The 13062-nt window shown below is 68.4% G+C and carries 13 protein-coding genes; 4 read left to right on the top strand and 9 right to left on the bottom strand.

Annotated elements, in window-relative coordinates:
* Positions 1-1531, bottom strand: a 1531-nt coding sequence (locus O3Q52_RS35790) for an MMPL family transporter (RefSeq protein ID WP_269652786.1), incomplete at its 3' end; no start/stop codon positions are given.
* A gap of 221 nt (positions 1532-1752) precedes the next feature.
* Here O3Q52_RS35790 and O3Q52_RS35785 point away from each other — a divergent pair.
* Positions 1753-2448 carry a L,D-transpeptidase gene (locus O3Q52_RS35785; protein ID WP_269652785.1) on the top strand — a complete coding sequence of 232 codons (696 nt, stop codon included), beginning with the start codon at positions 1753-1755 and terminating at the stop codon, positions 2446-2448.
* A 52-nt stretch (positions 2449-2500) separates the two neighbouring features.
* Here the strand turns inward: O3Q52_RS35785 and O3Q52_RS35780 are convergent, their stop codons facing one another.
* From O3Q52_RS35780 to O3Q52_RS35765, 4 genes are read right to left on the bottom strand one after another with little or no spacing between them, the layout of a single operon-like run.
* On the bottom strand, positions 2501-3703 hold the full coding sequence (locus tag O3Q52_RS35780) for a Gfo/Idh/MocA family protein (protein WP_269652784.1): 1203 nt from the start codon (positions 3701-3703) through the stop codon (positions 2501-2503).
* A 41-nt stretch (positions 3704-3744) separates the two neighbouring features.
* The gene (locus O3Q52_RS35775; protein WP_269652783.1) at positions 3745-5094 is read right to left on the bottom strand and encodes a sugar ABC transporter substrate-binding protein; all 1350 of its coding nucleotides are present in this window, start codon (positions 5092-5094) and stop codon (positions 3745-3747) included.
* Positions 5095-5104: 10 nt separating this feature from the next.
* A complete protein-coding gene (locus tag O3Q52_RS35770; RefSeq protein WP_269652782.1) occupies positions 5105-6028 on the bottom strand; it encodes a carbohydrate ABC transporter permease in 924 nt (307 codons plus the stop codon).
* Positions 6029-6045: 17 nt separating this feature from the next.
* Positions 6046-7014 carry a carbohydrate ABC transporter permease gene (locus tag O3Q52_RS35765; protein ID WP_269652781.1) on the bottom strand — a complete coding sequence of 323 codons (969 nt, stop codon included), beginning with the start codon at positions 7012-7014 and terminating at the stop codon, positions 6046-6048.
* A 164-nt stretch (positions 7015-7178) separates the two neighbouring features.
* Here O3Q52_RS35765 and O3Q52_RS35760 point away from each other — a divergent pair, with 164 nt between their 5' ends.
* Together O3Q52_RS35760 and O3Q52_RS35755 are read left to right on the top strand one after the other, a co-directional pair.
* On the top strand, positions 7179-8339 hold the full coding sequence (locus O3Q52_RS35760) for an ROK family transcriptional regulator (protein WP_269652780.1): 1161 nt from the start codon (positions 7179-7181) through the stop codon (positions 8337-8339).
* A gap of 124 nt (positions 8340-8463) precedes the next feature.
* Positions 8464-8697, top strand: a complete 234-nt coding sequence (locus O3Q52_RS35755; RefSeq protein WP_269652779.1) for a hypothetical protein — start codon at positions 8464-8466, stop codon at positions 8695-8697.
* Positions 8698-8727: 30 nt separating this feature from the next.
* On the opposite strand, the gene O3Q52_RS35750 is transcribed toward O3Q52_RS35755, so the two are convergent.
* Genes O3Q52_RS35750 through O3Q52_RS35735 form a run of 4 tightly spaced genes read right to left on the bottom strand, consistent with a single transcriptional unit; the run spans position 8728 to position 12613 of the window.
* Entirely contained in the window at positions 8728-9555 is an 828-nt protein-coding gene (locus O3Q52_RS35750) for a carbohydrate ABC transporter permease (protein WP_189839118.1), read from the bottom strand.
* Positions 9552-10496, bottom strand: a complete 945-nt coding sequence (locus tag O3Q52_RS35745; protein WP_269652778.1) for a carbohydrate ABC transporter permease — start codon at positions 10494-10496, stop codon at positions 9552-9554. Before O3Q52_RS35745 ends, O3Q52_RS35750 begins: the two co-directional genes overlap by 4 nt.
* Positions 10486-11832: an ABC transporter substrate-binding protein gene (locus tag O3Q52_RS35740; RefSeq protein WP_269652777.1), complete on the bottom strand. Its 1347-nt coding sequence runs from the start codon at positions 11830-11832 to the stop codon at positions 10486-10488. Before O3Q52_RS35740 ends, O3Q52_RS35745 begins: the two co-directional genes overlap by 11 nt.
* Positions 11833-11878: 46 nt before the next feature.
* Positions 11879-12613, bottom strand: coding sequence for a sugar isomerase domain-containing protein (locus O3Q52_RS35735; protein ID WP_269652776.1), 735 nt, complete (start codon positions 12611-12613; stop codon positions 11879-11881).
* Between the two features lie 175 nt (positions 12614-12788).
* Between O3Q52_RS35735 and O3Q52_RS35730 the strand changes: the two genes are divergently transcribed.
* Positions 12789-13062 (top strand): alpha-N-acetylglucosaminidase N-terminal domain-containing protein (locus tag O3Q52_RS35730; RefSeq protein ID WP_269652775.1); only part of this gene is annotated, 274 nt, incomplete at its 3' end.

Genomic DNA, 13062 nt, shown 5'->3' with positions numbered 1-13062 from the left:
GGTCCTTCGGCCGCCCGCCGGCGGGCGCCGTGGACGGCGTGACGGACAGCACCGCGGTGTCCTGCGCCTTGTTGAAGCGGGCGGGAGAGACGGAGACGACTCCCTTCGTGCCTGCGAGCCTCCCGGAGATCTCCGACACCGCGGCCTCGGGGTCGTCGGCTCCCTCGGCGTCCACGACGACGGTCAGGGGACCGTTGAACCCGGGGCCGAAACCGTCGGCGAGGGCGTCATAAGCCCGGCGTTCCGTCGTGGCGGTCGACTTGGCCTCGTCCCCGGGCATGCCCATCCGCAGATCCATCGCCGGTACGGCGAGTGCGCCCAGGCCGACGACCGAGGCGATCAGCACCGGCACGGGGCGGCGGACGACGAACCGGGCCCAGCGGGTTCCCAGGCTCTCCGTCCCGTCGACCGAGCCGCCTGTCCTGCCCGCGCGGATACGGCCACGACCCACGCGGACACGTCCACTGCCCACGCGGACACGTCCACCGGCCTTGCCGACACGGCCGTCGCCCTTCCGGATTTGGCGTGCGAGGACGGCGTTCGGCCAGCAGCCGAGCAGCGCCGGCACCACGGTCAGCGCGATCAGCACGCCGGTCAGGACCGCGCCCGCGGCGCCCAGGCCCATCTGCGTCAGCATCGGGACGCCGATCACCGAGAGTCCGGCCAGCGCGATGACGACGGTGAGTCCGGCGAACACCACCGCGGAACCGGCCGTGCCCACGGCCAGTCCGGTCGCCTCCTGGGGACCGTGCCCCTTGGCCCGTTCCTCGCGATAGCGGGAGACCACGAACAAGGAGTAGTCGATGCCGACCGCGAGCCCGAGCATCATGGCCAGCTCGCCGGTCGTCGAGGACAGCCCGAGGACACTGCCGAGGGCGATGATCGAGGCCATGCTGACGCCGACGCCGAGCAGGGCGGTGAGCAGCGGAAGCCCGGCGGCGGCCAGCGACCCGAAGGTGATCACCAGCACCACGGCGGCGAGGGCGACGCCGATCACCTCGCCCGTCCCGGACGCGGCCTCGGTCTCCAGGGCGCTCCCGCCCGCCTCGACGGTCAGGCCCGAATCCCGGGCCTCCTCGATCGCGCTTTCGAGCTTCTGCTTGCTCGCGTCGGTGAGGTCGTCGGCCTTCACGTCGTAGGTGACGGTGGCGTACGCCGTGGTCGCGTCCTTGCTGACCCCGCGCCCGTCGAAGGGGCTCACCACGTCCGCGACCTGCGGTCCGTCGGCCGTCCCGGCCACCAGCGCGTCGATGGCCGAGCGGTTCGCCGCCGAGGTGATCTTCTGCCCGTCCGGGGCGACGAAGACGATCCGGGCGTCCGCCCCGTCCGCCTCGGTGCCGGGGAACCGCTCGTTGATGAGGTCGAACGCCTTCTGGGCCTCGATCCCCGGCATCGAGGACGAGTCGTCGGGAGGGTCGGAGGCGTTGAGGGCTCCGAAGGCGACGACGCCCAGGACCGCCACCCACAGCAGCCCGACGTAACGGCGCCGCCGGAAGGCCCAACGGCCCAGTCGATAAAGGAAGGTCGCCATGGAAGAGGACTCCGTATCTGCTCTCGGGAACCTCTCCAGCCTTTCCGGGCGGGCCCTGTCCCGTCGTCGTCCGCGTCAACCCTCCCGGCTACTCACTATCGAGTACTCCACGGCATGGAATGTCATCGTTTCGTCTCAGCCCGGCCGCCCCCACAACCCATGCCGCCCCGCGTGGGTCTAGCTGGCAGGGATTGACCGGAACGAACGAGAAAGGCCTGATCATGGGGGACACACGCAGACGGGCAGCCGTCGTACTGGGGGTCACCGGACTGATGGCGCCGCTGGCCGTCGCGCTGGGCGCGGGCCCGGCCCAGGCGGCGAGCTGCACCACGCAGACCGGCCCGTACCAGAAGAAGGTCGAGAAGTTCCTCGGCCGGCCGGTGGACGGCAGGCAGTCGGCCGCCGACTGCAAGGCGATCAAGGCCTTCCAGACCAAGCACGGCATCACTCCGAACATCGGCTACGCCGGGTCCGTCACCTGGGGCGTGATGGACTTGATGAACAAGCAGAAGGCCGCCGGGAAGAACCCCAACAAGGACGGCAAATGCCCGGTCAACAAGGGCCGTATCGCCTGTGTGAACCTCACGCTCCAGCTCAGCTGGATCCAGGACGGCAATACCCTTGTGTACGGTCCGGTGCCGGTCCGCACGGGCCGCAACGGGTACGAGACGCGCACCGGTCTGAAGAAGATCTACTGGCGGAACATCGACCACGTCTCGACGATCTACGACGTGCCCATGCCCTACAGCCAGTTCTTCGACGGCGGCCAGGCCTTCCACTCGGTCGGCGTGAGCATGTGGAACCCGCCCGGCTCGCACGGCTGCGTCAACATGACGAAGACGGACGCCAAGAAGTACTGGTCGCTCCTGAAGAAGAACGACGACGTCTACGTGTACGGCCGCAAGCCGGGCACCTGACAGGGCCGGCAGGTCCGGCCGCTCCTGAGAACGACCGGACCGCGCAGAAACGTCACGCCTCCGGCGCGTCCCCGAAGTCCGGGATCTCCAGCCTGGCCCCATCCTGCCGTGCCGAGTCGTGCGCGACGATGCCCGGCAGGGTGTAGCGGGCGGCCACCCATGCGTTCACCGACGGCAGTGTGCGCGTGTTCACCGCGGTGACGAAGTCGTCCACCAGGAAGTGGTGGCTCCCCTCGTGCCCGTTGTGCAGGTTGTCGAACTCCCGGGGCAGCCGCGCCCGGTCGTGCACCGGCGCCGAGCCGGAGGTGAAGGCGGCCCGCAGATCCGGTGCGATGTGCTGGAGGGACGGGTCGTCCGGAGACATGGTGGGCTTGGGCTCAAGGAGTTCACTGATGTCCTTGACCCCCTTCTTGTCCTGCCAGAAGGCCACCGTCGCAAGCTGCTCCATGCTGGCGTCCGTCCCGAAGAACCGGAAACGCGACTCCCGGATGTGGGAGGGATAGCCCACCCGCCGGAACTCGTTCGTACGGAACGAGCCGCCGCCCGCGACCTCGAACAGCGCGGTCGCGTTCGAGAAGTCGTTGCCGAACTGGCTGACGTCCTCGTCGAAGACCCCGTCGCCGCGGTCGTCCTTGACCCCGATCGCGGACACACTCACCGCGTGCGTCTGCCAGGCGCCGAGGACCCCGCCCACCGAGTGCGTGGGGTAGAGCAGCGGGGGATAGCTGGCGGTCTCCTTCCAGTTCTCGCCGCCGCTGTACTGGTAGGCCTCGTAGAACCCGAGGTCCATGTCGTGCACGTAGTCGCCCTCGGCGTAGAAGAGCCGGCCGAAAGCCCCGTCGGCGATCTGGTTGCGGGCGTGCACGGTCGCCGGGTTGTACTGGCTGGTCTCACCCATCATGTACGTCAGTCCGGTGGCCCGTACCGCGTCGATGATCGCCGCGATCTCCTCGCGGGTGATCGCCATGGGCACCGCCGAGTAGACGTGCTTGCCCGCGTTGAGCCCCTGGAGCACCAGCGGGCCGTGGGTCCAGCGCTGGGTGAAGATCGCGACGGCGTCGATCGCGTCCGACTCCAGCATCGCCTCGTACGAGGGGAAGGTTCCCGTCAGGCCTTCGGCGGCGGCCAGTTGCTCCGCTCGCTCGGGCAGGAGATCCGTGACGTGGACCTCGCCGACGCCCGGGTGGGCAAGAAACAGCTTCGCGAACTGGCCGGAGAACTGGCCGGCGCCGACGATGCCGAGAGAGAACGTCATGGAGTGTGTGCCTTTCGCTGTCCGAGTCACTGTCCGAGGTTTCACTGTCCGAGGATGAAGTTGATCTGGTCGTTGGTCTTGGTGAGGCCGCTCACCGGGGCGTTGTTGGCGAAGACGTCCTGCATCGCGGGGCGCATCAGGGAGTACACGTCAGCCGCGTAGTCCGTGATCGGGAAGGAGAAGGTCCTGGAGTCCTTCTTGTCGGTGACCGGTTCGGTGAAGGCGGACACGTCGATGCCCTTCTTCTTGTACGCGGCCACTGCGGCCTGAGTCCCTTCCGGGGTCGCGGGGAAGACGATGCCGTAGCCGCCGACGGTCTTCTGGCACTCGTTGGACGCCAGGTACTGCACCCACTTCTTCGCGCCCGCCTTGTTGTGGGCGTTCTTGGTGATGGAGTCGGCGAGGCCGTTCATCATGGTGGCCCGCTTGCCGCTCGGGCCGGTCGGCGTGGGGGCGGTGCCGACGTCGAGCCCCTTGGTGTCGTAGTAGGTGGAGATCATCCAGGCGCCGTCGAAGGAGGTGGCCGCGTTGCCGGCGGCGACCTGGGCGTTGGCCGGGTTGGCGCCGTCGGTGTAGTTGGTGAAGGGCGCGAGGTAGCCCTTCTTCGCGAGGCCGAAGTACCAGTCGACCACCGACTGGAAGGTCTTGTTGTTGTACTGGTACTCGTTGCCCCAGCGCGCCTTGTTCGTGTAGTCCCAGCCTGCCGAGCCGGTGAACGGGCTCCAGGTGGTCTGCCCGTCGCTGTCGCCCGCGCCGCCGGTGGCGAGCCCGTAGACCTTGACGTTGTTCTTGTCGAAGCCCTCTTCGTCGCCGCGCTTGCCCTTCTTGTCGATGGTCAGGTGCGCGATGGTCTTCTCGAAGGTGCCGCCGTCCTTCGTGTTCCACGAGAGGCCGTTGAGCTCCTCCGCGGAGAGCCCGGCCTCCTTGACCATCTTCTTGTTGTACATGAGGGCGACGGTGTCCCAGTCCTTCGGGGCGCCGTAGCGGTGGCCGTCCTGGCCGGTCCAGTTGGCGGCAAGTCCTGGCTGGTAGGCGGAGTTGTCGATACCCAGGTCGTCCAGTGGTTCGAGCACGTTCAGGTCGGCGAACTGGCCGAACTTCTGGATGTGGTCGGTGAACACGTCAGGCTCGGTGCCCGCGATGAAGCTCGCGGTGAGCTTGGTCCAGTAGTCGGCCCAGCCCATCTGGGTGATCTTCACCTTCAGGCCCGGGTTCTGCTTCTCGAAGCCCTTGGCGCACGCCTGGTAGGCGGGCATCTGGTTGGCGTCCCACAGCCAGTACGTCACCGTGTTCGAGCCCGCTCCGGCAGCTCCGCCCTTCGCGCAGCCCGTCGCCAGGGACAGCGCGAGCACCCCGGTCAGTGCCACGACCGTACGTGTACGAATTCGCATGTCCGTCCCCTTACTTGATGCCGGTGAAGCTGATGCTGCTGACGATGCGGCGCGCGAAGAAGCCGAAGAGCACGAGCATCGGGAGCGCGGCGATGAGCGTGGCCGCCATCAGGCCGGACCAGTCGTAGCCGGTCTGCGGGGTCTGCGCCCGGAAGATGGCCAGTGCCACGGTGAGCACACGTGAGCTGTCGCTGTAGGAGACCATCAGCGGCCAGAAGTAGTCGTTCCAGGAGGTGATGTACGTCAGCACGCCCAGCGTGAGGATGGGGGTGGACGCCATCGGCAGCATGACGCGGTAAAAGATCCGGATCTTCCCGGCCCCGTCGAGCAGGGCCGCCTCCTCGACCTCCCGGGGCACGTTCATGAAGAACTGCCGCATGAAGAACACCGCGAACGGGGTCATGAACATCGTCGGCAGGGAGATGCCCAACAGGGAGTCGACCAGGCCGAGTTGCTTGATGAGCACGAAGTTCGGCAGCAGCGTGAAGATCGTGGGCACCATCAGTCCGGCCAGGAACAGTCCGAACACCGTGTCCCGGCCGCGCCACCGCAGCCGTGCGAAGGCGTACGCGGCCATGGCGGAGAAGAGGATCTGGAAGACGGTGATCAGGGTGGACACGACCGTCGAATTGATCAGGTAGCGCCAGAACTTGAGCCCGCCGCCCGAGCCGCCCTGAGCGATCGCCTCCTCGGTGGACTGCAGGCCAAGGGCCCGTTCGAAACCACCGGTCGTGAGGTCCACGGGCAGAGGATCGCCGGGGTGGGCCGCGAGCGCGGTGTTCGAGGAGAGCGCGGTGCGCAGGATCCAGTAGAACGGAAGCAGGGTGATGAGGACCATCGCGGCCATCACCGTCCAGGCCACGACCTTCCCGGGGGTGATCCTCGGGCGCTGTGTGCGCCGTACCTTCGTCGTCGTTGCCGTCACGGCAGTCATGTCGGTCGCTCCCTTCTTCAGCCGAGGTCGGTCTGGCCGGCCCGGGTGAGCCGGTACTGGACAAAGGTGATCGCGCTCAGCACGACGAGCAGGGCCACGGACATCGCCGACGCGTAGCCGAACTGGAAGCGACCGAAGGCGGCCCCGTAGATGTAGTACTGCAGGACGTTGGTCGCGTTCGCCGGACCGCCCGCGGTGGTCACCGCGACCGTGTCGAACACCTGGAACGAACCGATCACCGTCATGATCAGGACCACCGCGAGGACGGGTCGCAACAGCGGCATGGTGATCCGCCAGAACATCCGCCACTCGCTGGCGCCGTCCACCTTGGCCGCCTCGTACATGTCGCCGGGGATGGCCTGGAGCCCGGCGAAGAGCAGCAGGGCGGTGTAGCCGACATGCCGCCAGACGTTGATCAGGGCGATCGTGGGTATCGCCCAGGTCTCGTCCGCGAGGAACGGGATGCGGTCGAAGCCGAGCCCGGCGATGATCTCGTTGCCGATGCCGAGCTGGGTGTCGAGCATCCAGAGCCAGACGATGCCGGCGACGACGTTCGACATCAGATACGGCGTGAGGACGATCCCGCGGAGTATCGCCGACTGGGTCAGCCGCTGGAGCAGCACGGCGACGGCGAGCGCCGAGACCGTCTGGATGCCGATGTTGATGAAGACGTACTCGACGGTGACCGTCAACGAGTCCCAGAAGATGGGGTCCTTGACCATGCGGACGTAGTTGTCGAGGCCCACCCACTCCGCCGGGGTCAGCAGATTGAAGCGGGTGAAGCTCAGATAGATGCCCCGCAGCGTCGGCCACAGCAGGAAGACCAGGAAGCCCAGCATGGCCGGAGCGATGAAGAGGGCCGCGAGGGCGCCGTCACCACGTCCGCCACCGTCACGGTCTCGTTTCTCGCGGGTTCTCGGCTTCGGCTGTGTCCCCTCGATGTCGCGCACTGGCAGACGCGACGGAGGGCTGGAGGCGACGGTCATTGGGAGACTCCCTCGTCTGCGGCTCGTCCTCGGGCCCCACTTACTTTTGGGCCGAAAGAATCCAGCCGTCAAGAGGTGTGCGCACATCTTTTCCTGAGGAGGTTCGACGACATAGGGTGGTGTCATTACTTCTGCGCCGAAAGAAACAATGTGGGGGTTCGTTCATGACCGCACGTGCCGCCAGCTGGCTGCCGCTCAGTCCCGGTGAGCGTGCCGTCGCCATCGAGGTGCTCACTCACGGTCCCCTGTCGCGCAGCGACATCGCCCGCCGGCTGGACCTCTCCGCGGGCAGCCTCACCCGGCTGACGAAGCCGCTCATCGAGTCGGGCCTGCTGATCGAGGTCCCTGAGGGCGCCGCGCTGCCCGAGGTGCGCCAGGGCCGCCCGTCCCAGCCCCTCGACATCGTCGCCGAGTCCCGCACCTTCGCCGGATTCAAGATCACCCAGGACATGGTGTACGGCGTCGTCACCACCCTGAAGAGCGACATAGTCGCCCGCCGTGACCTGCCCCTCACCAGCCATGACCCGGCCCATGTGGTGGACGTGCTGCGGGAGCTGACCGACTCGTTCGGACGTGAGTTCCCCGGCCTCGCCGGGATCGGCATCGGCCTGGGCGGCCGGGCGTCGGACCGGTCCGTCGTCGAGGAGTCGGCCTTTCTCGGCTGGCGCGACGTCCCCCTGGCCCGGCTCGTCGAGGAGCGCACCGGGCTGCCCGTCGTCGTGGACAACGACGTGGCCGCGCTCGTCGGGGCCGAGCGGTGGTTCGGCGCCGGCCGGGGCCTGGAGCGCTTCGCGGTGCTCACGATCGGCGCGGGTATCGGCTACGGGCTGGTGAGCGGCGGCCGGCGGGTCGCGACCGCCGAGGACGGGCTGGGTGTCGGCCGCTTCTGGATCGTGGACTCCAACGGCCCGCTCACCCCCGACGGCGAGCGCGGCAGTGCCATCTCCCTGCTGACCATCCCCAGCATCCGCTACCAGATCCGGGCCGCCACCGGCCGCGACATCACGTACGACGAGATCCTCGCCCTGGCCGCCGAGGGCGAGCCCATGGCCGCCCGCGTCGTCGGCGAGGCGGCCCGCGCCCTGGGCACCCTCGTCGCGCAGATCGCCAACTTCGCCATCCCCCAGAAGATCGTCCTGGCCGGCGAGGGCGTGGGCCTGGTGGACGTGGCGGGACCGGCCGTCGAGGAGGCCATCCTCGCCAACCGTCATCCGCACGCCGAGCCGGTCAATCTGGAGACCAAGGTGTCCGACTTCCACGACTGGGCGCGGGGTGGTGCTGTACTGGCGATCCAGGTGCTCGTTCTCGGCGCGGGGGCGGCCTGACCTGGCTGCGGAACGGCTGTCGGACATGACTATGGGATGACTGCCGGACATGGCCATGGAATGGCTACCGGTAAGTAGTCCTGCTGACAGTGACTCCTCACATGTTCTTCACGCCGGGGCCCGTATGATTCACGGCATGTCCACCACTCACCGACGTGCACCGGTCGCGCCGAAGCGATCGGCCGCCGAGGTCAACGAGGAGATCCGAGCCCTGTGGCTGCGGAGCGGTGGGACGCTGAGCGGCGAGCAGCGGCGGGAGTACCAGCGCCTCGTCCTGGAGTGGGCGGCGGCTTCTCCGCGCGCCCACTCGCACACGGACTCCGCCCACTCGCACACGGACTCGTCGAAGGCCGCCTGACCGGGCGAGCCGCTTCCCGAGCGCTGTGCCTCAGCCCTTCATCGCACCCTGGAGCAGCCCCGCGATGAAGCTGCGCTGGAAGATCACGAAGAGGATCAGGATCGGCAGCATCACGATGATCGTCCCCGCCGCGAGCGTGGGGATGTCCGTGCTGTTCTGACCGACGAAGAAGCCCAGGCCCGCGGGTGCCGTGTGCTTGGTCGTGTCCTGGATGAGCACCAGTACCAGCAGGAACTGGTTCCACGACCACATGAAGACCAGCAGCCCTAGCGTCATCAGGGACGGCCGGGCCAGTGGAAGCAGAATCCTCAGCAGGATCGTGGCCGACGAGGCACCGTCGATCCGGGCCGCCTCCACCAGCGACGGCGGGGTCGACTGGAAGTGGGTGCGCATCCAGAACACGCTGAACGGCATGAACAGCGCGATCTCCACCAGGATCACACCCAGGTACGAGTTGGTCAGCCCCAGACCCCGCAGGTCGAAGTAGAGCGGGACCACGATCAGTTCGACCGGGATGGTGAGTCCGGCGATGAAGAAGGCAGCGACCGCGTTGCCGCCCGGGAGCTTCATCGTGCCGAGCGCGTAGCCCGCCAGCGCCGCCAGTACCAGGGAGGCGGGGACCACACCGACCGCGATGGTGAGGCTGTGCTGGATCAGGTCGGAGAACCCGGCCACCGACCACGCCTGCTCGTAGTTGTCCCAGCTCCACCGCTCCGGCCAGGTCAGTCCCACCACCGGCGTGCCCGCGGGCTGCAGGGAGGCGAGGAAGACACTGAGGAACGGGATCACGACGGCGATCGCCATGACCGTCAGCAGTGCGTAACCCGACCAGCGTTCCTGGCGCGTGGCGGTGTTCATGCCTCCGACCTCGACAGACGGTTGATGAGGTAGACGATCCCGAGTATCAGACAGCCGAGGACGACGGCCAGGGCCGCGGCGAGACCCACCTTGCCCTCGGAGAACGCCAGCCGGTACACGAGCAGACCCGGGACCGTCGTCTGCTCGCCGGGGCCGCCGTTCGTCGTCACGTACACGATGTCGAAGCTGGCGAGCGCGGCCACCGTGGTCACGGTCATCGCGACGGCGAGTTCGCCGCGCAGGTGCGGCAGGGTGACGGAGACGAACTCCCGGACGGGACCCGCCCCGTCGAGCCGGGCCGCCTCGTACAGGCTGGGATCCACCTTCTGTACGCCGCTGAGGAAGAGCATCATGCACAGCCCGCTCAGCACCCAGGTGCCGACGAGGCCCACGGCGATCAGCGCGGCGCCGAAGTCGCCCAGCCACGCCCGTGTCACCCCGTCCAGACCGACCGCGCGGAACGTCTGGTTCACCAGCCCGCCGTCCCCGTACAGCCAGCGCCAGGTCACGCCGACGGCGACGAGGGGGACGACCTGCGGCAGCATGAACAGGAAGCGGTACGCCCCCATGCCGGGCCGCCGGAAACGGGCCAGCAGACCGGTCATCGCAAGGCCGACCACGATGGGGATGAAGGAGAAGAACACCACCAGCACAAGGGCGTTGAGCACGGACCGGCGCAGGACGGAGTCCTGGAGGATCTCCTGGTAGTTGCCGAGCCCGACCCAGTCGCCCAGCGTCACGCCGTCCCACTCGAACAGCGAGAGATACGCCGTGTGCAGGGCGGGCAGCACCGCGAAGCAGAAGTAGACGGCGAACGCGGGCAGCACGTACACGTAGCCGCGATACGAGCTGCGCCTGCGGGTGCCCTGGGACTGGACCCGGACGTCCGGCGACTGAATCCGGACCTCCGGGGGCTGTTGGACCGGCGGCCTACTCGGCATGGCGTTCCTCCCACTCGTCCTGAAGTGAGTCGAGGTAGTCCGAGGGATCAATGCGGTTCGCGACGAGTTTCTGGACGCCGGAGCGCAGCCGGTCGAGCATGGCGGGGGCGGCGAAGTCGGGGAACGTCGTGATCCCGTCGTCGGCGACGGCCCTGCGGTGGCCCTCCGCGATGTCGGCGAGCACGCCTTCCGGTTTCTTCACGGCGTCGGGGTTGGGTGGCATGAAGCCGTTGTCGCTGATGATCTGGCCGGCCTCGGGAGTGGTCAGGAAGTCGAGGAACGCGCCTGCCGCCTCGGGGTGTTCGGTCCTGGACGAGACGGCGTAGGAGACGCTGAAGCCCGAGGCCACGGTGGGGGCGGAGGCCTGTTCGCCCGGCATCGGGAAGAAGCCGACGTTGTCTCCCATGACGGTCGCCAACTGCCCTGCCGCCCAGTTGCCGTTGATGAGGAAGACACTGTCGCCCTTCGCGAACTGGGCGGTGGAGTCGACCTGCGCGGTGCCGTTCGCGGAGTCGTTGTAGTAGCCCTTGCGGCCCCAGTCGATGACGAGCTTGCTGGCCGTGACCGCGGCCGGCGTCTCGATGGTCGCGCCCTTGGTGCCGTTGACCCAGTCCCAGTAGTCGTCCGTCGGCATCAGCTGGTTGAGGAGCGCGGCCCACAGGTGCAGGCCGCCGGAGTCGAGCGCGCCGACGCCGAGCGGCGTCAGGCCGGCGTCCTCGGCCGCGGCGAGCTGGTCCTCGAACTCCGCCACCGTCCTGGGCGGACCGTCGATCCCGGCCTTCTTCGCGAGCTCCTTGTTGTAGTAGATGCCGGTCATCGACAGACCGGCCGGGACCCCGAACAGGGCGCGCCCGCCCGTGGCTTCGCTGGTCTGACCCGCCGTCAACTGGTCGAGGCTGACCGGGGGAATGGCCTTGTCCCAGCCGTACGCCTCCCGATAGGGCGCCAGGTCGAGGATGTGGCCGTCCGCCGCGAGATCGGTCATCCCGACCGCGTACTGCGCGATGTCGGGGGCGGTGTCCGAGGTCATCGTGAGCTTCAGGTTCTGCACGTAGTCCGAGAACGTCTTGTACTGCGGTTCGACAGTGATGTTCGGATGGCCCTTCTCGAACGCGGCGATCAGCGCGTCGACCATCAACGGGGCGTCGGCGAACTGCAGACGCAAGGTGATGTCCCCGTCCGGCACGGCGGTCGACGACGGCACACTGCGCGGACCCGGCACCGCGGCCGCGCTCCCGGGGGTCAGGGCGTCGCAGGCGGTGAGCGGCAACACGAGGGCGGCGGCACAGACCGTCGCCGCGACGCGGCGGCGCATCCGGTGCGTCCTCTCCATCATCGGCCTCCTTGCGTAATCTCGGCGTCTCGGTGTGCGGATCGGTGCGTCAGCCCCGCGGACAGCGGTCCTTGACCTTCTCCAGCAGGGCGCTGTTGTGGCGCTCGGCGTCACCGCCGGTGTTCTGACTGACGATCAATGGCGGTACTTGGCTGTGGAGTTCGACGAGCAGCTCGGCGGCCCGGCAGGTCAGGGCGTTGACGATCGCCGCCCCGACGACGGTCGACAGGGCGCCCACGGTGAGGTCGCCCAGCGGCACCACCGCGTCACCCGGGCGGCCGTGCGTGTCGATGACGATGTCGGCCACGTCGAGCAGGCGCCGCCCGTCGGCGTGCCGGGACTCGGCGCTCAGCGAGTGGGCCCTGCTGGTGACGGCGACGACCGTCGCCCCCAATGCCCGGACGCCGAGGGCGAATTCTACCGGCACGGCGTTGATGCCGGAGTTGGAGACGACGACCACCACCTCGCCGTCCCGGATGTCCGCCGTACTGAGGATCGCCGCCGCGTAGCCGCCGACGCGCTCGGCCGCGCCCGCGTGCCGAGGGGCGGCGGGGGACAGCGCCGGGTCGGCGATCACGTTGACCGGCGCGAGGCCGCCCGCGCGCAACAGCGGTTCGATCGCGACGAGTTGCGAGTGACCGCTGCCGAAGTAGTGCACGACACCCCCGGCGGCGATGCTGTCCGCGATGGCACCGGCGGCGCGTTCTATCGCGGGCCGCTCGACGGTGGCCAGCGCGGTGAGGTTCTCCTGGAGAGCGGCGAAGTAGGCGAGATCGGCGTTCATCGTGTCGAGACCACCTGGGGTGTCGAGCGGGAGCCGTTTGCATGGCTGCGGGGCCGTCTGCGTGGCTGTGGACCGTACCAGAGGGCCGTGCGACTGCCCAGCCCTCCGGACAAGTGTGCTGTCACAACAGCTTTGTTCCTTGACCACCCCGCACACCCGTCCTAACCTGAGCCGCATGTGGTACGGACCACAGGCATCGGAGAATCAGACCGCCCGACAACTCCTCCAGCGGCTCCTCGGGGACAGGGCCGCGGAGTTCACCGCCGACGTCGTGCCCGTAGGGGACGGGCACGACGTCGACAGGCCCGACTGGTTCGAGGTCGACGCCGGGCCGGGCGGTGTGGCGCTGCGCGGGTCCAGCGGTGTCGCGGTCGCCTCGGCGCTGCGCTGGTACCTGCGGACCGCCTGCCGGACGCAGATCACCTGGGACGCCCCCCTGCCCCGGCTGC

It is taken from the genome of Streptomyces sp. ActVer (assembly GCF_027270795.1).
GTDB lineage: Bacteria > Actinomycetota > Actinomycetes > Streptomycetales > Streptomycetaceae > Streptomyces > Streptomyces umbrinus_A.
The sequence above is the reverse complement of the archived record's forward strand: the minus strand, read 5'-3'. Positions and strand labels throughout refer to the sequence as shown.